The organism is Pectobacterium carotovorum, assembly GCF_900129615.1.
Lineage (GTDB): Bacteria > Pseudomonadota > Gammaproteobacteria > Enterobacterales > Enterobacteriaceae > Pectobacterium > Pectobacterium carotovorum.
In genome coordinates this window covers 360,972-380,982 of sequence record NZ_FQWI01000004.1, presented here as the reverse complement: position 1 = coordinate 380,982, position 20,011 = coordinate 360,972, and the positions used below count along the sequence as shown (strand labels likewise).

General features: G+C 53.2%; 15 protein-coding genes. 12 read left to right on the top strand and 3 right to left on the bottom strand.

Annotated elements, in window-relative coordinates; genetic code table 11:
- From tkt to BUB06_RS11295, 7 genes are all read left to right on the top strand, one after another.
- The coding region (gene tkt, locus BUB06_RS11325; RefSeq protein WP_072886135.1) for a transketolase at positions 1 to 1,602 on the top strand (1,602 nt) is incomplete at its 5' end.
- Between the two features lie 314 nt (positions 1,603 to 1,916).
- Positions 1,917 to 2,933: an erythrose-4-phosphate dehydrogenase gene (gene epd / locus BUB06_RS11320; RefSeq protein WP_010300567.1), complete on the top strand. Its 1,017-nt coding sequence runs from the start codon at positions 1,917 to 1,919 to the stop codon at positions 2,931 to 2,933.
- A gap of 72 nt (positions 2,934 to 3,005) precedes the next feature.
- A complete protein-coding gene (pgk, locus tag BUB06_RS11315) occupies positions 3,006 to 4,169 on the top strand; it encodes a phosphoglycerate kinase (RefSeq protein WP_010300564.1) in 1,164 nt (387 codons plus the stop codon).
- A 137-nt stretch (positions 4,170 to 4,306) separates the two neighbouring features.
- Positions 4,307 to 5,383: a class II fructose-bisphosphate aldolase gene (gene fbaA, locus BUB06_RS11310; protein ID WP_010300561.1), complete on the top strand. Its 1,077-nt coding sequence runs from the start codon at positions 4,307 to 4,309 to the stop codon at positions 5,381 to 5,383.
- Positions 5,384 to 5,713: 330 nt separating this feature from the next.
- Positions 5,714 to 6,562, top strand: coding sequence for a small-conductance mechanosensitive channel MscS (mscS, locus tag BUB06_RS11305; protein WP_039469947.1), 849 nt, complete (start codon positions 5,714 to 5,716; stop codon positions 6,560 to 6,562).
- A gap of 252 nt (positions 6,563 to 6,814) precedes the next feature.
- A complete protein-coding gene (gene argO, locus BUB06_RS11300; protein WP_039469951.1) occupies positions 6,815 to 7,429 on the top strand; it encodes an arginine exporter ArgO in 615 nt (204 codons plus the stop codon).
- A gap of 218 nt (positions 7,430 to 7,647) precedes the next feature.
- A complete protein-coding gene (locus BUB06_RS11295; RefSeq protein WP_039470955.1) occupies positions 7,648 to 8,373 on the top strand; it encodes an oxidative stress defense protein in 726 nt (241 codons plus the stop codon).
- Positions 8,374 to 8,464: 91 nt separating this feature from the next.
- Here BUB06_RS11295 and BUB06_RS11290 read toward each other — a convergent pair whose 3' ends face one another.
- A complete protein-coding gene (locus tag BUB06_RS11290) occupies positions 8,465 to 9,358 on the bottom strand; it encodes a LysR family transcriptional regulator ArgP (RefSeq protein WP_010300546.1) in 894 nt (297 codons plus the stop codon).
- Positions 9,359 to 9,584: 226 nt separating this feature from the next.
- Here BUB06_RS11290 and rpiA point away from each other — a divergent pair, with 226 nt between their 5' ends.
- Together rpiA and serA are read left to right on the top strand one after the other, a co-directional pair.
- A complete protein-coding gene (gene rpiA, locus BUB06_RS11285; RefSeq protein ID WP_039470957.1) occupies positions 9,585 to 10,244 on the top strand; it encodes a ribose-5-phosphate isomerase RpiA in 660 nt (219 codons plus the stop codon).
- A gap of 294 nt (positions 10,245 to 10,538) precedes the next feature.
- A complete protein-coding gene (gene serA, locus BUB06_RS11280; protein WP_039469952.1) occupies positions 10,539 to 11,771 on the top strand; it encodes a phosphoglycerate dehydrogenase in 1,233 nt (410 codons plus the stop codon).
- A 70-nt stretch (positions 11,772 to 11,841) separates the two neighbouring features.
- On the opposite strand, the gene BUB06_RS11275 is transcribed toward serA, so the two are convergent.
- On the bottom strand, positions 11,842 to 12,843 hold the full coding sequence (locus BUB06_RS11275) for a zinc-binding alcohol dehydrogenase family protein (protein WP_039469953.1): 1,002 nt from the start codon (positions 12,841 to 12,843) through the stop codon (positions 11,842 to 11,844).
- 119 nt (positions 12,844 to 12,962) lie between these two features.
- On the opposite strand from BUB06_RS11275, the gene BUB06_RS11270 reads away from it, so the two are divergent.
- Together BUB06_RS11270 and BUB06_RS11265 are read left to right on the top strand one after the other, a co-directional pair.
- Positions 12,963 to 13,874, top strand: coding sequence for a LysR family transcriptional regulator (locus BUB06_RS11270; RefSeq protein WP_010300539.1), 912 nt, complete (start codon positions 12,963 to 12,965; stop codon positions 13,872 to 13,874).
- 253 nt (positions 13,875 to 14,127) lie between these two features.
- On the top strand, positions 14,128 to 15,831 hold the full coding sequence (locus BUB06_RS11265; RefSeq protein ID WP_039469956.1) for a methyl-accepting chemotaxis protein: 1,704 nt from the start codon (positions 14,128 to 14,130) through the stop codon (positions 15,829 to 15,831).
- Between the two features lie 76 nt (positions 15,832 to 15,907).
- Here BUB06_RS11265 and ettA read toward each other — a convergent pair whose 3' ends face one another.
- Positions 15,908 to 17,575, bottom strand: coding sequence for an energy-dependent translational throttle protein EttA (gene ettA, locus BUB06_RS11260; protein WP_010300532.1), 1,668 nt, complete (start codon positions 17,573 to 17,575; stop codon positions 15,908 to 15,910).
- A 483-nt stretch (positions 17,576 to 18,058) separates the two neighbouring features.
- Here ettA and sltY point away from each other — a divergent pair, with 483 nt between their 5' ends.
- Positions 18,059 to 19,993: a murein transglycosylase gene (gene sltY, locus BUB06_RS11255; protein WP_048329385.1), complete on the top strand. Its 1,935-nt coding sequence runs from the start codon at positions 18,059 to 18,061 to the stop codon at positions 19,991 to 19,993.
- Positions 19,994 to 20,011: the final 18 nt, after the last annotated feature.

Below are 20,011 nucleotides of genomic sequence, written 5' to 3'. Positions count from 1 at the left end.
ACGCTGGCCGCGCAGTTCAACCGTCCGGGCCACGAGATTGTTAACCATCACACCTACACCTTCCTCGGTGACGGCTGCATGATGGAAGGGATTTCCCACGAAGTCTGCTCGCTGGCAGGCACCATGAAGCTCGGCAAACTGACTGCGTTTTATGATGACAACGGCATTTCCATCGACGGTCACGTTGAAGGCTGGTTTACCGATGACACTGCTGCCCGCTTTGAAGCCTATGGCTGGCACGTAGTCCGTGGCGTGGACGGTCACGATGCTGACGCTATTAAACGCGCCATCGGCGAAGCCCAGCTTGTCACTGACAAGCCATCGCTGCTGATGTGTAAAACCGTGATTGGTTTCGGTTCTCCGAACAAGGCCGGTACGCATGATTCCCACGGTGCCCCGCTGGGTGAGGCGGAAGTCGCGGCTTCCCGCGAACAGCTGGGCTGGACGCACGCGCCATTTGATATCCCGGCTGACATTTATGCTGCCTGGGATGCTAAACCGGCCGGTCAGCGTAAGGAAGCGGCCTGGGATGAGGCGTTTGCCGCCTACGCCAGCGCGTACCCTGAGCTGGCTGCTGAGTTCACACGACGCACCGGCGGTGAACTGCCGACCAACTGGCAGGCAGACGCGCAGAAATTTATCGACGATTTGCAGGCCAATCCGGCGAAAATCGCCAGCCGCAAAGCCTCACAAAACGCGCTGGAAGCTTACGGCAAACTGCTGCCGGAGTTTCTGGGCGGCTCTGCCGACCTGGCACCGAGCAACCTGACCATCTGGTCCGGCTCGGTCTCGCTGGATAAAGACCACGCGGGTAACTATATCCACTACGGCGTGCGTGAATTCGGCATGACGGCGATTGCCAACGGGATTGCGCTGCACGGGGGCTTTGTACCGTACACCGCGACCTTCCTGATGTTTGTGGAATACGCGCGTAATGCCGTGCGTATGGCCGCGCTGATGAAAATCCGCAGCATCTACGTTTACACCCACGACTCCATCGGTCTGGGCGAAGACGGCCCGACGCACCAGCCGGTTGAACAACTGGCAAGCTTGCGCGTGACGCCGAATATGAGCAACTGGCGTCCGGCGGATCAGGTAGAAACGGCGGTGGCGTGGAAATATGCCATTGAGCGTCAGGACGGCCCGACGTCGCTGATCCTGTCCCGTCAGAACCTGGCACAGCAGCCACGTACTGCTGAGCAGCTGGCGAACGTGGCGAAAGGCGGCTACGTACTGAAAGACAGCGATGGCCAGCCTGAGCTGATCCTGATTGCCACCGGTTCTGAAGTTGAACTGGCTGTCGGCGCGTATGACAAACTGACCGCCGCAGGCCGCAAGGTGCGTGTGGTGTCCATGCCGTCTACAGATGCGTTCGACAAGCAGGATGCAGCCTACCGTGAAGCGGTGCTGCCGAAAGCGGTAGCGGCGCGCGTAGCGATTGAAGCGGGTATTGCAGACTACTGGTTCAAGTACGTCGGTCTGAACGGCGCGATTGTCGGCATGACAAGCTTCGGCGAATCGGCTCCGGCTGAGCTGTTGTTCGAAGAATTCGGCTTCACCGTCGATAACGTGGTCGAAAAAGCGCAGGCGCTGCTGAAGTAATCACGCCGCGTTAATCTCGATATGAAAAGCCGTCAGCGAGCGCTGGCGGTTTTTTTTCACCTTTAATTTAACCCACCTCTCAATGCGTTTTGTCTGTCCCCCGATCGCGGCTTTTTCATTTTTATGACGCAGGTCACTCTTCTTGAGTGTGCCAGACGAGAATATTTCTTTTATGCGTTAATTCGTTTATGCTAGCTGAAGCGTTTCAGTTGTTGTGTTGACGGCGTTTCTCCAGGGGTTCTCTGGTGTCTAAGAAGGGTATATCCTATGTACTGGGTAACCCTGCTATGACATAAGGAATCACAAGGAACGCCATGACGATCCGTATTGCGATAAACGGTTTTGGCCGCATAGGCCGCAGTGTTTTACGTGCGTTGTATGAATCAGGCCGCCGAGCCGAGATTACCGTTGTGGCTATTAACGAACTGGCGAGCGCGGAAGGCATGGCGCATTTGCTCAAGTACGACTCCAGTCACGGCCGTTTTTCGTGGGATGTTCGTCAGGAGTGTGACCAGCTTTATGTCGGTGATGACTGTATTCGTCTGTTGCATCAGGTAGAGATTCAGCAATTGCCCTGGCGAGAACTCGGTGTAGACATTGTGCTGGATTGCAGCGGCGTCTACGGTAGCCGGGAAGATGGGGAAGCCCATCTGGCGGCAGGCGCGAAGAAGGTGCTGTTTTCTCACCCGGGAACAACGGATTTGGATGCCACGGTGGTGTTTGGCGTTAATCACCATCAGTTGGAAAGCGGGCATCGCATTGTTTCCAATGCGTCCTGCACGACCAACTGCATTATCCCGGTAATCAAACTGTTGGATGATGCTTTTGGTATCGAGAATGGGACGGTGACGACGATTCACTCGTCGATGAACGATCAACCGGTGATCGATGCTTATCATCACGATCTGCGGCGTACACGAGCCGCTAGCCAGTCGATCATTCCGGTAGATACTAAACTGTCTGCGGGGATCACTCGTATTTTTCCGCAGTTTGTCGATCGCTTTGAGGCGATATCGGTGCGGGTACCGACGATTAACGTCACGGCAATTGACCTGAGCGTTAGCGTCAGGAAAGCCGTAAATGTGAATGAAATTAACGCACTATTGCAAAAATCAGCGCATGAGTCGTTTCGTGGTATAGTTGATTACACTGAATTGCCGTTAGTGTCGGCTGATTTTAACCACGATCCGCACAGTGCCATTGTCGACGGCACGCAGACACGGGTCAGTGGTCAGCATCTGATTAAAACATTGGTCTGGTGCGATAACGAATGGGGCTTTGCCAACCGGATGTTGGATACAACACGGGCGATGGCGGCCAGCGGTTTCTAGTACGACGGTGGCGATCTGGGGTCGCTATCTCGCTCAAGCAACTTTAAAAGAGAATCAACAAGAGGATTCACCATGTCTGTAATTAAGATGACCGATCTGGATCTGGCTGGTAAACGTGTTCTTATTCGTGCGGATCTGAACGTACCAGTAAAAGAAGGGAAAGTGACGTCTGATGCGCGCATCCGTGCCTCTCTGCCGACCATCGAAATCGCGCTGAAACAAGGCGCTCGCGTTATGGTCACTTCCCATCTGGGACGCCCGACTGAAGGCGAGTACAACGAAGAGTTTTCTCTGCTGCCTGTCGTTGACTACCTGAAAGAGAAACTGTCTTCTCCTGTACGTCTGGCGAAAGATTACCTGGATGGTGTTGATGTCGCCGAAGGCGAGCTGGTTGTACTGGAAAACGTCCGCTTTAACAAAGGCGAGAAGAAAGACGACGAAGTCCTGTCCAAAAAATACGCGGCGCTGTGTGATGTGTTTGTAATGGACGCATTCGGTACGGCACACCGTGCGCAGGCTTCAACCCACGGCGTGGGTAAATTTGCCACTATCGCCTGTGCGGGCCCGCTGCTGTCTGGTGAGCTGGAAGCGCTGGGCAAAGCCTTGAGCGAACCAGCCCGTCCGATGGTCGCTATCGTTGGTGGTTCTAAAGTTTCCACCAAGCTGACCGTACTGGATTCCCTGTCTAAAATTGCCGATCAGCTGATCGTCGGTGGCGGTATCGCCAACACCTTCGTTGCCGCACAAGGCCACAACGTGGGTAAATCCCTGTACGAAGCTGACCTGATTCCTGAAGCGAAAAAGCTGCTGGAAACCTGTGATATTCCAGTACCGAGCGACGTGCGTGTTGCGTCAGAATTCTCTGAAACTGCAGCCGCAACGCTGAAGTCTGTTACAGCAATCAAAGACGAAGAGCAGATTCTGGATCTGGGTGATGTATCCGCCGAGCGTCTGGCTGAAATTCTGAAGAATGCCAAGACCATCCTGTGGAATGGCCCGGTTGGCGTCTTTGAATTCCCTAATTTCCGTAAAGGAACCGAGACCATCGCTCGTGCTATCGCAGATAGCGACGCGTTCTCTATTGCAGGTGGCGGCGATACGCTGGCTGCGATCGATCTGTTTGGTATTGCAGATAAAATCTCCTACATTTCTACCGGTGGTGGCGCATTCCTCGAATTTGTCGAAGGGAAAAAACTGCCAGCAGTGGTTATGCTGGAAGAACGTGCCAAGCAATAATTTAAGGTAAGGGGCGCTTTTCCTCTTTCCTGTGGTTGTCTCGATATGTGATGTTCGCAATATCGTGTCGAGACAACCTGTCGATTTAACATCGATTTCTCTAACCCCTCCACGGCCAACGAAACGGGACACGTAACATGTCTAAAATTTTTGATTTCGTAAAACCCGGTGTCATCACTGGTGATGACGTTCAGAAAGTTTTCGCAGTAGCAAAAGAAAACAAATTCGCTTTGCCAGCAGTGAACTGTGTCGGTAGCGACTCAATCAATGCTGTGCTGGAAGCCGCAGCCAAAGTGCGTGCGCCGGTCATCGTTCAGTTCTCTAACGGCGGTGCAGCATTTATCGCCGGTAAAGGCCTGAAAGCAGAAGGTCAGCAGGCGGCAATTTTGGGCGCAATTTCTGGCGCTCATCATGTGCATCAAATGGCTGAACACTATGGCGTGCCAGTGATTCTGCATACAGACCACTGCGCGAAGAAATTGCTGCCGTGGATCGATGGCCTGCTGGATGCGGGTGAAAAACACTTTGCTGCTACCGGCAAACCGCTGTTCTCTTCTCACATGATCGACCTGTCTGAAGAGTCTCTGGAAGAGAACATCGAGATCTGCTCTAAGTATTTGGCGCGTATGGCCAAAATCGACATGACCCTGGAAATCGAACTGGGTTGCACTGGTGGTGAAGAAGACGGTGTGGATAACAGCCACATGGATGCTTCTGCTCTGTACACCCAGCCAGAAGACGTTGACTACGCGTACACCAAACTGAACGCGATCAGCCCGCGTTTCACTATCGCTGCTTCTTTCGGTAACGTGCATGGTGTATACAAGCCAGGTAACGTGAAGCTGACCCCGACCATCCTGCGTGATTCTCAGGAATATGTTTCCAAGAAACATAACCTGCCGCACAACAGCCTGGACTTCGTGTTCCACGGTGGTTCTGGTTCCAGCGCTCAGGAAATCAAAGATTCCGTTAGCTACGGCGTAGTGAAAATGAACATCGATACCGATACCCAGTGGGCAACGTGGGAAGGTATCCTGAAATACTACAAAGAAAACGAAGCGTATCTGCAAGGCCAATTGGGTAACCCGAAAGGCGAAGATCAGCCGAACAAGAAATACTATGACCCGCGTGTATGGCTGCGTGCCTCGCAGGCAAGCATGGTGACTCGCCTGGAACAAGCCTTCAAAGAGCTTAATGCTGTTGATGTGCTGTAAGTCAGACGACGTATACCCTAAATAATTCGAGTTGCAGGACAAAACGTTAGCGTTTTGAACAACGCAAAGCGTTGGCCCGCAAGGGCGAGGCGCATTTATGTGCCTCGTAACGCGGCGACGCAGTGAGTCCCCTGGAGCTTACATCAGTAAGTGACTGGGGGGAGCGAGGAAAGCCAACGTACATGCAGCTTGAAGTATGACGGGTATAAACATGATTTGATGCTAAGGCTCCTACGGGAGCCTTAATTTTTGGGGCCTTGGGGACTCAATGTTGCGGTTTCAGTTATGGACGTTATGCTTTCCCAGTGATTAAAAAACAGGAGCGTTCAAATGGAAGAACTTAATACGGGGTTGGATCAGGCTGGGGACTGGTTGGTGACACACCAGAATCTATTTTTGCAGTATGCCGTGAATATCGTCGCAGCATTAGTGATCCTCATCGTTGGTCTGGTGATCGCACGGATCGTCTCCGGCACCCTCAATAAAGTGATGATCAACCGTTCTATCGATTCAACCGTGGCAGATTTCCTGTCTGCGCTGGTGCGCTATGGCATTATCGCGTTCACGTTGATTGCGGTATTGAGCCGGGTTGGCGTGCAGACGGCATCGGTGATTGCGGTATTGGGTGCCGCGGGCTTGGCTGTTGGCTTGGCATTACAGGGGTCGTTAGCCAACTTTGCTGCGGGCGTTTTACTGGTGATTTTCCGGCCTTTCCGTACTGGCGAATGGGTGGATTTGGGCGGCGTGTCCGGCTCTGTTACACAGGTACAGATCTTCTCGACGACATTGCGCACGGCTGACGGCAAAATCATCGTAGTTCCGAATGGCAAGATCATTGCTGGCAACATCATCAACAGCTCGCGTGAGCCCGATCGCCGCACCGAAATTATTGTCGGCGTAGCCTATGATGCCGATATCGATGTAGTGAAAAAGCTGCTGGGCGATATTGTCGCGGCGGATGAACGCATCCAGCACGATAAGGGCGTCACGATTCGCCTGAATGAAATGGCCGCGTCATCGCTGAATTTTGTGGTGTGGGTGTGGACAACCAACGGCAACGCGCAGGCGGTGTATTGGGATCTGCTGGAAAGCTTTAAACGCGTGCTGGATGAGCACCGTATTGCCATTCCTTATCCGCAGATGGATGTGCACCTGCATAACGACGCACCCTCTGCATAACGTAGACTCTATATAGCTTGGCGCAGAAGCGAAACAGCCAGAGCAAACGCGCTGACATAATTCGCTAAATATGCACCATGTGCTGATATCGGGCATGGTGCATCGTCAGAAGTCGTCCTCTCATCTAACGTTTCCTTCCTCTCATTTCAGTGCATTAGCGTAGCTAATGTAGCGTTAGAATATTCAATTTCACTTATCTAATCGGCTTCCATACACTCCCCGCGACAACAATAAACAGCGTAGGAGAGAAGTATGTGGGCGGTCTATTTACAAGGCGTTCTGTTAGGGGCTGCGATGATTCTGCCTCTTGGGCCACAGAATGCGTTTGTGATGAATCAGGGAATTCGCCGGCAGTATCACCTGATGGTGGCACTGCTATGTGCCTTGAGCGATATGGTGCTGATTGCCGCCGGTATTTTTGGCGGCAGCGCGTTGCTGAGTCAGTCTTCACTGCTGCTGGGGGCCGTGACCTGGGGCGGTGTTGCGTTTCTGCTCTGGTTCGGCTGGGGAGCAATGAAAACGGCTTTCAGTAAGAATATTGCGCTGGCCAGCGCGGAGGTGATGAAACAAAGCCGCTGGCGCATTATTGCGACCATGCTGGCGGTGACCTGGCTGAACCCGCATGTCTATCTGGATACCTTTGTAGTGCTAGGGAGCCTGGGAAGCCAGTTTGCAGATGATGCCCGAAGCTGGTTCGCGCTGGGGACGATGACGGCTTCTTTCACCTGGTTCTTTGCGCTGGCACTATTGGCTTCCTGGCTGGCGCCGTGGCTGAATACGCCGCGGGTACAGCGGGTCATCAACTTTTTTGTCGGCATAGTGATGTGGGGCATTGCTTTGCAGCTGGCGCGTCACGGTTGGCAATAATGGTTGGAAATAAATAACCTCTCCTTAGGCTGTGTTTCAGAAATTCACCTATATTGTATGGAGTTGGTAATGCGTTATGTTGGGCGGTAAAGCAATCCGTCCTATCTCTTTCATTCTGGAAGAGTCCGTGTTGGTGCAGACAGTCTATTGGCACAGACAATCTGCCAGCGGCATGCGTGACGAAACATAAGTAAGGAGAGAGTGTGAAGCGAGGTATGATGAAGCTCAATGCACTGGCGCTGGCCGCTGCGATAGGATTTGGCGGTGTGTCGATAGCTGCGCAGGCTGCGGAATTGCCGGATGGCCCGCATATCGTGACGTCAGGGACATCCAGCGTAGATGCGACACCGGATATCGCACGTCTGGCGATTGAAGTGAGCGTGTCATCGAAAGATGCGGCGGAAGCAAAAAAGCAGGTTGATGCCCGCGTTGCACAATATTTTGATTTTCTGGGTAAAAACGGCATTGAGAAAAAAGATATTAATGCCGCCAATTTACGTACGCAGCCAGAATATGACTATCTGAAAACCGGTGGTTCGGTGCTGAAAGGCTATCGCGCGGTGCGTCAGGTGGAAGTGACGCTGCGCCAGCTAGACAAACTGAACGAACTGCTGGATGGGGCGCTGAAATCCGGGCTGAATGAGATTCGCACGGTAGAATTAGGCGTTGCTAACCCAGAAACCTATCGTGATGAAGCGCGTAAGAAAGCCATCGAGCAGGCGACGAATCAGGCGGAAGCGCTAGCGCAAGGCTTCAATGCCAAGCTGGGGCCGATCTACAGCGTTCGCTATCACGTTGCCAACTATCAGCCGATGCCAATGGCTCGGATGTTTAAAACGGCAGATGCCGCGGTGCAAAGCGAAGCGGCGCAAACCTATGAACAGCAAACCATTCACTTTGACGATCAGGTGGATGTCGTGTTTGAGCTGCTGCGTACGCAGTAACGCTCACGATAAAACAGGGTTGCGTAAACCATTGATGATACCAACAGGCCTGCTCAGACAGGCCTGTTATTTTTTGCACTCTCTCAGTACGTTATGACTGGCGTAGTACCTGATGACCGTGCGAGAGCAGGGCGTCCGTCACTTTCCTCATCATCCGGCTTTCCGGCGCGAAGCGGTGCCAGTAGAGCATCCGGCGCTGAAACAGCCCTGGCGTCAGGTCGATTAACTCGTTATTGGCAAGTTCTCTTTCGATTTGCAGATGCGGGATCATGCAGCAGGTTGTGCCTTGTCGCGCCAGTTGTACAAAGGCTTCCGACGAATTCACGATATGGCAAGGAACGCTGCCGGGCGACAAATCAAAGTTCTGCTGTAAGAAAGCCTGATGCATGTCATCCAGATGGTCGAAGGCGACCGCGGGGGCACGCAGCAGCGCCGAACGCGTTACGCCATTCGGGAAATAGCGGGCGGCAAAAGTCGGCGACGCGACAAACAGATAGTCCAGTGCCCCCAGTTTATCTACCAGACAGCTTGGCAGCGGCTGAGACTGAATACTCACCGCACCGACCACTTCACCCCGGCGCAGCCTTTCCTGAGTGCGCGTTTCATCTTCTACCTGCAAATTAAGGCGAATGGGGGAATCAACCAGCACCGGTTGTAACGCAGGCAGCAGCCAGGTCGCCAGACTGTCGGCGTTCACTGCCAGCGACAGCAGCAGCGGAATGTCGCTGTTGGTTTCATTACCCAACCACTCTTCTTCCAGCAGTTCGACCTGATGCAGCAGAGCCAGCAGTTTCTGCCCTTGTTCCGTTGGGCGGGGCGGGATGGTTCTGACCAACAGCGGTTGGCCGAACAGGTTTTCGAGCTGTTTAATACGCTGCGAAACGGCAGATTGGGTAATACACAATTTTTGGGCAGCGCGTTCAAAACCACGCTCGCGGATGACGGCATCCAGAGCCTGAAGCGTTCGATAGTCCGGGCGTTTCATGAAAAGTCAAAATCCCCTGAATGAGTCTGTTTTTTTCACTATGCCACATTTTGCTGATTTGCCATGCAGAAATCTTATTTTGGCTGTTGTGTGCAATCACGATTCAGCACGGTATGTGTGAAATAATGCATCGGCGATGAGGTGAATTTGCACGCTTTCCCCAATAAGCATGTTCTATAATACGCACACGTTTTCGTATATCGATTCTACAGGCCAGAAGCAGATTATGACGCAAGATGAACTGAAAAAAGCAGTGGGATGGGCAGCGCTCGACTACGTCCGCCCAGACACTATTGTGGGAGTAGGTACCGGATCGACGGCTGCACACTTTATTGATGCGCTGGGTTCGATAAAACATCAAATCAAAGGCGCGGTTTCCAGTTCAGATGCCTCAACGGAAAAGTTGAAAAGTCTGGGCATCCCCGTTTTTGACGCTAATGATGTGGATTCGCTGGATGTCTACGTGGATGGCGCGGATGAGATCAACGGGCACATGCAGATGATCAAGGGCGGTGGAGCAGCGCTGACCCGCGAAAAAATCATTTCAGCACTGTCGCGGCAGTTCATCTGCATTGTTGATGCATCCAAACGGGTTGATGTGCTGGGCAAATTCCCGCTGCCGGTCGAAGTCATCCCGATGGCGCGGTCTTACGTGGCGCGTGAACTGGCGAAGTTGGGCGGGCAGCCGGTCTATCGTCAGGGCGTAGTGACGGATAACGGCAACGTCATTCTGGATGTGCACAACCTGAATATCATGGATGCGGTCGCGGTAGAAAACCACATTAATGGTATCCCGGGCGTTGTGACCGTTGGGCTGTTTGCCAACCGTGGTGCGGATGTTGCGTTAGTCGGCACGGCTGAGGGTGTAAAAACCGTCGTTAGATGAGTTCATGATCGTTCTGGCGTGGTGAACACCCACGTCAGAAATTTTTTAGCTAAAAAAATCTATTTAGTTAATAGCTCATTTTTGGTACTTAATATCACATTTTCTTATTTTGTTTATCGCCGATATGGCGATGCACATCTTTGGCAATATTTTTTGCCATAAATCAGGCGCGCTCCTCTGTGGCGCGATTTGGGCGAAGCAATCGTTTGTATTGCTGACTGCGTAATTTTTGTTATGTTGGCAGAAGCTATTGAGCACTCTGTCACATTTGAAGTCTGAAAATAAGGTCGGGAAATGGCAAAGGTATCATTGGAAAAAGACAAGATTAAGTTTCTGTTAGTGGAAGGCGTGCATCAGAGCGCGCTGGATAACCTGCGTGCAGCGGGTTACACCAACATCGAGTTCCATAAAGGTGCACTGGATCCAGAGGCGCTGAAAGCCTCCATCCGCGATGCGCATTTTGTGGGTATCCGCTCGCGTACCCATCTGACAGAAGAGATTTTTGCTGCTGCGGAAAAACTGATCGCGGTAGGGTGTTTCTGTATCGGGACTAATCAGGTTGAACTGTCGGCCGCGACCAAACGCGGTATCCCGGTATTTAACGCACCTTTTTCCAATACCCGATCCGTGGCAGAAATGGTGATCGGTGAAATGCTGCTGATGCTGCGCGGTATCCCGGCGGCCAACGCGAAAGCGCACCGTGGTATCTGGCACAAGCTGGCTGTGGGATCGTTTGAAGCACGCGGTAAAAAGCTGGGGATCATCGGCTACGGTCATATCGGTATGCAGTTAGGTATTCTGGCTGAAAGCCTGGGTATGCACGTTTACTTCTATGATATTGAAAGTAAATTGCCGCTGGGTAATGCTCAGCAGGTGCGCCACCTGTCCGACCTGCTGAATATGAGCGACGTGGTGAGCCTGCACGTGCCGGAAAATGACAGCACGCAGGATATGATGGGGGCGGAAGAGCTGGCGCTGATGAAGCCTGGCTCAATCCTGATTAACGCCGCTCGCGGCACGGTGGTTGATATTCCTGCTTTGTGCGAAGTGTTGAGAAGCAAGCATCTGTCCGGTGCGGCGATTGACGTATTCCCACAAGAACCGGCAACCAACAGCGATCCGTTCCTGTCACCGCTGTGTGAGTTTGATAACGTGCTGCTGACGCCACATATCGGTGGTTCCACGCAGGAAGCGCAGGAAAATATCGGTGATGAAGTCGCCGGTAAGCTGGCGAAATATTCAGATAACGGTTCTACGCTGTCTGCGGTGAATTTCCCGGAAGTATCACTGCCCGTTCATGGCGTACGCGCCAGTCGCCTGCTGCACATCCATGAAAACCGTCCTGGCATGATTACCAAAATTAACCAGATCTTTGCTGAGCAGGGCATTAACATCGCAGCGCAGTATCTGCAAACGACACCTGAAATTGGTTATGTGGTCATTGACGTCGAAACTGACGGTGCGCAAACGGCACTGCAACTGATGAAGGCAATTCCTGGCACCATTCGTGCCCGTCTGCTGTTCTAATTCACTTTAATCGGTGAATAGCGTTAATCAGTGAATAAACAGCCAGCCCCAAATTGGGCTGGCTGCGTTATTACAGCGCGATAACGATCTTGCCGCGCATATGCCCTTCCAACACTTTACCGTGAGCCTGCTTCAGCGTGTCTACCGTTAACCCTTGCAGCGTTTCGCTGGCGGTTCCCTGAAGTTTTCCTGCATCAACCAGCTGTGCGACTTCATGCAAAATATTCCCTTGTTCCGCGATATCCGGTGTGGTGAACATGCTGCGGGTAAACATTAATTCCCAATGCAGCGCTGCGCTTTTGAGTTTCAGCGCCGTTTGGTCGAGTGGGTTTTTGTTTTCCACGATGGTGCAGATGTGCCCCATCGGCGCGATCAGTTTACTGATGGCATCCCAGTGGCCGTCCGTGTCGTTCAGACAGAAAATATAGTCGACCTGTTTGATCCCTTCTTTTTCCAGAGATTCGACCAGATTGCGGTAATCAACGACCTTATGGGCACCGCGCTGGCGGCACCACTCTGCCGAGTCCGGCTGTGACGCGGTAGCGATGATATTCACCGAACTGCGCAATGCCGCCAGAGAAATCGCAAGAGAGCCTACACCACCTGCGCCGCCGATAATCAACAGCGTTTTCTCACTGTCGGCCTGCTGTATTTTCAGATGCTCGAATAAGCCTTCCCATGCAGTCAGCGCCGTGAGCGGCAGTGCGGCGGCCGCGGCCCAGTCCAGCGACACGGGTTTGCGCGCTACGATGCGTGAATCAATCAACTGATGGGTAGTGTTGCTGCCTGGACGGGTGATGTCGCCGGCATACCAGACTTCATCGCCTACCTGAAGGTGGTCCACGGCGCTGCCGGTTTTCAGCACGACGCCGCTGGCATCCCAGCCGAGAATTCGAGGCTGCTGTAATCCATTTTGACGCAATCCGGCATGAACTTTGGTATCCACCGGATTGACGGAAATGGCTTTTACGCCGATCAACAGATCGTATTCACCGGGTTCGGGGATGTCCTGTGTGATGGCAATGAAATTTTCTGGCTGTTGTGGATCAACGGCTATCGCATGAGCGGTCATGGTCTGTTCCTCATTATTTTCAGAATACGGTCTTGTTAATAGAGCAAAGTGTAGAACACGGAGATAGGACTGATAAGATGGACAATAAATAATGCAGTGTTCGTCTGAGGTGAACAATCATGTTTAAACAGTTGCAGGATATGGCGCTGTTTGCGCTGGTAGCCGAGTGTGGCAGTTTTACACAGGCGGCGCGTAAAGCCGGTCTGGCAAAATCCAGCCTGAGCCTGCGTATTAGCCAGCTTGAACAGCAGATCGGCCTGCGGTTGCTGAACCGAACGACGCGCCAGCTCAATCTGACGTTTGCAGGCGAGCGCTACCTGATTCACTGTCAGGAGATGCTGCAAGCCAGCGAGCGTGCCGATCTTGCCGTACAGCGCTTGCGTGATAACCCCAGCGGGCGGCTGCGCATCACTAGCCCGGCAGGGTTAGGTTCTACACTGCTGGCGCGCCTTACCGCCGAGTTTCAGCAGCGCTTTCCGGCGGTATCGCTGGATGTGCTGATTTCAGATGACGTGATCGATCTGGTGCAGGAGGGCTTTGATGTCGCTTTTCGTACCGGTAAGCCTCATGACTCTTCACTTATCGGGCGTTCGCTTGGGCAGACTCCGCGATATTTGCTGGCATCGCCTGACTACCTGGCGCGGCACGCGGCATTACTCCACCCACAGCAGCTTCAGCAACACCGTTGTATTGCGCATCATGCCTGGACGGAGTGGCTCCTTCATCGCGGTTCGGAGCTCTATCGCTGGTTACTGCCCGATTCGCATATTACGGATAACCTGCTTTACGCCCGCGAGTGCGCGATTGCGGGGGCGGGGATTACGCTACTGCCGGATTTTCTCTGTCGGGATGAGGCGGTTTCTGGCAAGCTGGTCAGGGTCTTGCCGGATTGGCAGGCGGAAGCCAACGAGCTTTATCTGGTCTACCCTAGCCGCAAACTGAATTCGCCCGCACTGGCATGTTTTATCGACTTTGTTTTACAACATCGGGCGCTGGATGATTACTCAACGTTTTTGAAAAAACAGCTGTGATGGTCGTACCTATAATGTTTTTGTTTCATTTTTTTATGCATTTTTTGATTTTTATTGAAACGTGATTTCTATCAACTTATTTTAGGTACGCTTTAGGCTGAAAATGCCGATAACAACCTTGGTTCCTTTTGGCTTTTTTTTATAAAAGGTTTGTTCTGCGTGGCATGATTGTCACGGTGATATCTGGGCTCTGCCACGCCAGTAATGGCAGAGATAATGTAGACCAGTGATGGTGAAAATGAGAATGCAACCGATGTCTGTTCAAAAAGAGAAGTTGGGTTACATCAACAATATACGTCTCGTTTCGTTATTTATTACTCTTTTTTCAATTATCCTGATTTTATTTGCGCTTTCTATTAGCACAGCGAGCTATTTCTTAAAGCAGAGTAATGATTCACTGGATAAGGCTAATGAATTGTCTGATATCCGGGCTGGCCTCAGCAGTAGCCTCGATCAGCTGCGCGTTGCCAGATTGCTGCTTATTCAGGCGGGGGCGGCAAACCGGATTAGCGATCACGAGGTATATAAATCTGCGTTAGATCAGGCCGCAGGTCGCGTCAGAGCCTCACAGAAGCGTCTGGATGATTATCTCGCGCGTCCCGATAAACTGGAAAGTGAACGCGCGTTGGATGATGAAATTCTTAAGGAGTACGCCAACTACCGCGATAAAGCAATTCTGGCGATGCAGAAAGCAACCAGTGACGGGGAATTTGAAGATCTTATTTCGTTAGAAGGGTCACTGGCTCGCCAGCTAGATGAAGCGTTTAGCGTTCCTGTACGCAAGAAAGTGAATGAACTCACGCAGGCTGCGCAGGATATCAATCATCGTGCAGCGGATAATGCCAAACTGGGGTATTGGATGATGGCGGGCTCATTTGCCCTGTCTATTATCATGGCGATTATGGCGTACATCATTGTACGTAATGTGATCCTCGCGCCAATCAACAGACTGGTTGATCGTATCCAGAAGATCGCGGCGGGTGATTTGACGCAGCCGCCGATGGCGATGGGACGTAATGAGATCGGCATTCTGGGGACGAATATCCAGAACATGCAGGCGGAACTGACGGATACGGTGACGATCGTGCGCGAAGGCGCGGATTCGATCTATCAAGGGTCGTCAGAAATTACGGCGGGTAACGTCGATCTCTCTTCACGCACCGAGCAGCAGGCGGCCGCGCTGGAGGAAACCGCCGCGAGCATGGAACAGCTGACCGCAACGGTGAAACAGAACTCTGACAATGCCCATCACGCCAGCCAGTTGGCAAAAAATGCCTCTGAAAAAGCGGAGAAGGGCGGGCAGATCGTGAAGAACGTGGTGGATACCATGCAGGATATTTCTACCAGTTCACGCCGTATTTCCGAAATCACTTCCGTCATTAATAGCATCGCTTTCCAGACCAACATTCTGGCGCTGAACGCGGCGGTAGAAGCTGCGCGAGCGGGTGAGCAAGGGCGTGGTTTTGCCGTGGTAGCGGGCGAAGTCCGTAGTCTGGCCCAGCGTAGCGCACAGGCAGCGAAAGAGATTGAAGGTCTGATTGGCGAATCGAGCAGGCTGGTGGATACCGGATCTGGGCTCGTGTCTCAGGCGGGCACAACCATGGGTGAGATTGTCCGCGCGGTTGTCAGTGTGACCGACATCATGGGTGAAATAGCTTCCGCTTCTGACGAACAGAGCCGTGGCATCGGGCAGGTGAGTCAGGCCGTGTCTGAAATGGATAGTGCGACGCAGCAGAATGCGGCGTTGGTGCAGGAAGCCTCGGCGGCAGCCGTTTCACTTGAAGAACAGGCTGCACGTCTGACGCAGGCTGTCTCGGTATTCAAGTTGGCTGGCGTGGCTCAGAGACTGAAATCGTCCTTACCGAAGGCTGCACCGCAACCGCGCTTAGCGCCAGCGATGGCTCTCGCCGGAGCCAGTAGCAAAGGCAGCGATAGTCAAAATTGGGAAACGTTCTGATTAGGTAAGTGAAGCAGTATTGGAAAGAAAAATGGCCCGCAATGCGGGCCATTTGTTTATCACGTTCGATGACGGCTTATTTAGCGATCTTCTTGTATTTGATGCGGTGTGGTTCCAGCGCATCGGCACCCAGCGTACGCTTCTTGTACTCTTCGTACTCGGTAAAGTTACCTTCAAAGAATTCCACTTTACCTTCATCCTGATAATCCAGAATGTGCGTTGCGATACGGTCGAGGAACCAACGGTCATGCGAGATTACCATGGCACAGCCAGGGAATTCCAACAGGGCGTTTTCCAGCGCGCGCAGGGTTTCGATATCCAGGTCGTTGGTAGGTTCATCGAGCAGCAGCACGTTGCCGCCTACCTGCAGCAGCTTCGCCAGATGCAGACGGCCGCGTTCACCACCGGACAGCTCGCCAACGCGTTTGCCCTGATCAACCCCTTTGAAGTTGAAACGGCCAACGTAAGCGCGGCTTGGCATTTCGGTGTTGCCGATACGCATGATGTCCTGCCCGCCAGACACTTCTTCCCAGACGGTTTTGCTGTTGTCCATTGCGTCACGGAACTGGTCAACTGACGCCAGTTTTACCGTTTCGCCCAGCTCAATCGAGCCGCCATCCGGCTGTTCCTGACCGGACATCATGCGGAACAGGGTCGATTTACCGGCACCGTTCGGGCCGATAATGCCGACAATCGCGCCTTTCGGTACGGAGAAAGACAGACCGTCGATGAGCTGACGTTCGCCGTAAGACTTACTGAGGTTGGTGACTTCCACCACTTTATCGCCGAGACGAGCACCAGGCGGAATAAACAGTTCGTTAGTTTCGTTACGTTTCTGGTATTCCGTGTTGTTCAGCTCTTCAAAGCGTGCCAGACGTGCCTTACCTTTGGACTGACGGCCTTTAGCGCCTTGACGCACCCACTCCAGCTCTTTCTCAATGGATTTACGGCGTGCCGCTTCCTGAGAGGCTTCCTGTGCCAGACGCTGATCTTTCTGCTCCAGCCAGGAAGAGTAGTTGCCTTCCCACGGAATACCTTCACCGCGGTCCAGCTCCAGAATCCAGCCTGCGACGTTATCGAGGAAGTAACGGTCGTGGGTAATCGCCACTACGGTGCCTTCGAAATCGTGCAGGAAGCGCTCCAGCCAGGCGACAGATTCGGCATCCAGGTGGTTGGTCGGTTCGTCGAGCAGCAGCATGTCCGGCTTTTCCAGCAGCAGACGGCACAGCGCCACGCGGCGACGTTCACCACCAGACAGGGTAGCGATTTTTGCATCCCATTCCGGCAAGCGCAGCGCATCAGCGGCACGCTCTAGCTGGTTGTCCAGATTATGACCGTCGTGTGCCTGAATGACTTCTTCCAACCGGCCTTGTTCGGCGGCCAATTTATCGAAATCTGCATCTGGGTCGGCATACAGCGCATAGACTTCATCAAGACGTTTCAGCGCGGTGACGACTTCAGATACCGCTTCTTCTACGGATTCACGTACGGTGTGCTCCGTGTTTAGCTGCGGTTCCTGCGGCAAATAGCCGATTTTGATTCCAGGTTGTGGGCGAGCTTCGCCCTCGATGTCCGTATCAATGCCAGCCATAATACGCAACAGCGTTGATTTACCGGCTCCGTTCAGACCCAGCACGCCGATCTTGGCACCGGGGAAAAAACTGAGGGAGATGTTTTTCAGAATGTGACGCTTCGGCGGTACGACCTTACCGACGCGATGCATGGTATAAACATATTGAGCCACGTTGCGACTTCGCCTCTCTCTTATCTCTATGATTTGTCACCATAAGCGGGTGACCATATGTAGCACTGTGTTACCTAATACTAAATCGCTGCCAAGGAAATACCCCAGCAGCGGATCGATTATTCTAGGCGCATTACTCTAAGTATGAAGTGTAGCGGGTTTCAGCCCGCGATCCCAGCTATCCGGCGATTTGCCGTGGCCGATCTGAGACCTAGGCCCGCCTGATGAATTTCAGAATCGGTTTGCGGATCGGCATATCGTTGTCTGGCATGATGTGCCACACTGGATCTGCCCGATATATCCGTCATACTTCAAGTTGCTTGTGCGTTGGCTGCCCTTACTCACCCCAGTCACTTACCTGAGTAAGCTCCTGGGGATTCATGCAGTTGCCGCCTTCATGCAACTCGAATTATTTTGGGTATAGGATAGGGGGATCGATACGATGAAGGATGCCGATAGCAAGTTCGATAACGGATGAGGTTAATGCAGGTGATAAAAGCGGGTCATTGGTGGTACGCCGTTTCGGCGATATGTCTGGCTGGGTTTTCCGGCCATGTGCTGGCGGATTCTCTGGACGAACAGCGTCAGCGCTATCAGCAGGTTAAGCAAGCATGGGACAGCAACCAGATGGACACGGTGGCGCAGCTGATGCCAACGCTGCGCAGTTACCCACTTTATCCTTATCTTGAATACCGTGCGCTCACGCAGGATCTGAGTCAGGTCAGTGCGACGCAGGTGAAGCAGTTTATGGCAACGCACCCGACGTTGCCGCCCGCCCGTAATCTCTCTACCAGCTTTGTGAATGAACTGGCGCGTCGTCAGGACTGGATCGGGCTGCTGGCATTTAGCCCCCAGCCGCCGAAGCCGGTCAGCGCCCGCTGTAACTTTTATTACGCCCAGTGGGCAACCGGTCAGCGTCAGGGCGTGTGGGAAGCCACGCGTGATATCTGGCTGACAGGACGCTCGCTCCCTACCGTGTGCGATAAACTCTTCTCCGTCTGGCAGCAGGCAGGCGAACAGACACCGCTGACGGTGTTGGAACGCGCACGTCTGGCAATGGACGAAGGCAGCGGCAGTCTGGTGAGCTATCTCATCAAGCAGTTACCCGACGATTATAAAACGATGGGCGATGCGTTGCTGAAACTCCAGAACGATCCCAACTCGCTGGAGAGCTTCGCCCGTACCGTTGGACCGACAGATTTTACGCGTAAAGTCACGCTGTCAGCCTTTACGCGCACGGCGCGTCAGGATGCTGATAATGCTCGTTCAATGCTGCCGGTTATTGTCCGTTTGCAGAAAATGAGTGCCGCAGATCGTCAGGCAATGGAAGAAACCATCGCCTGGCGTTTGATGGGCAACGATGCCACGCCAGAGCAGGCGCAGTGGCGGGATGACGTAGTGAGAAAGAGCACGTCGACTACGTTGCTGGAGCGCCGCGTACGTATGGCGTTGGGGGCTGGCGATCGTCAGGGGCTAACAAGCTGGATGGCGCGCTTACCGGCGGAGGCGTTACAGAAAGACGAATGGCGCTACTGGCGCGCGGCGGCGCTGTTGGATCAGGGCAAACGTCAGGAAGGCGAGACGCTATTACGCGGCCTGATGCAGGAACGCGGGTTCTATCCGATGGCGGCGGCGCAGAAACTGAACGAGCGCTATCCCATTACTATCATGACGGCAGTGAAGCCAGATCCTTCTTTGTCTCAGCTACCGGAAATCACCCGCGTGCGGGAGTTGATGTTCTGGCAGATGGATAATCTGGCGCGCAGCGAGTGGGTCGGACTGGTGGCTAATCGCAGCAAGCCGCAGCAGGAAGCGCTGGCTCGCTATGCGTTTGAGCAGCGCTGGGCGGATTTGAGCGTGCAGGCGACGATTGTCGCGAAGCTGTGGGATCATCTGGAAGAGCGTTTCCCGCTGGCCTGGAACGATGAATTCCGCCGTGAAACGCAGGGGAAAGGCATCAGCCAGAGCTATGCGATGGCGATTGCTCGTCAGGAGAGCGCCTGGAATCCGAAAGCACGTTCCCCTGTCGGTGCATCGGGTCTGATGCAGTTGATGCCCGCGACGGCGCAGCATACGGCCAAAATGAGCAATATCACGTTCTATACGAACACCAGCCAGTTGTTCGATCCCGAAACCAATATCCTGTTAGGGACGAGCTATCTGGAGTACGTGTACCAGACATTTGGCCGTAACCGCATTCTGTCTTCAGCGGCTTATAATGCCGGGCCGTCGCGTGTGAATACCTGGCTGAAGAACAGCGCAGGGCGCATCGATCCCGTTGCGTTTATCGAAAGTATTCCGTTCTCAGAAACCCGGGGTTACGTGAAAAATGTGCTGGCGTATGACGTCTTCTATCGCTATTTCCTTAATCAGCCAGCCAGTGTGCTGACGGATGCGGAATGGCAGCGGCGTTATTGAGACGCGGCGTTGCGCTCG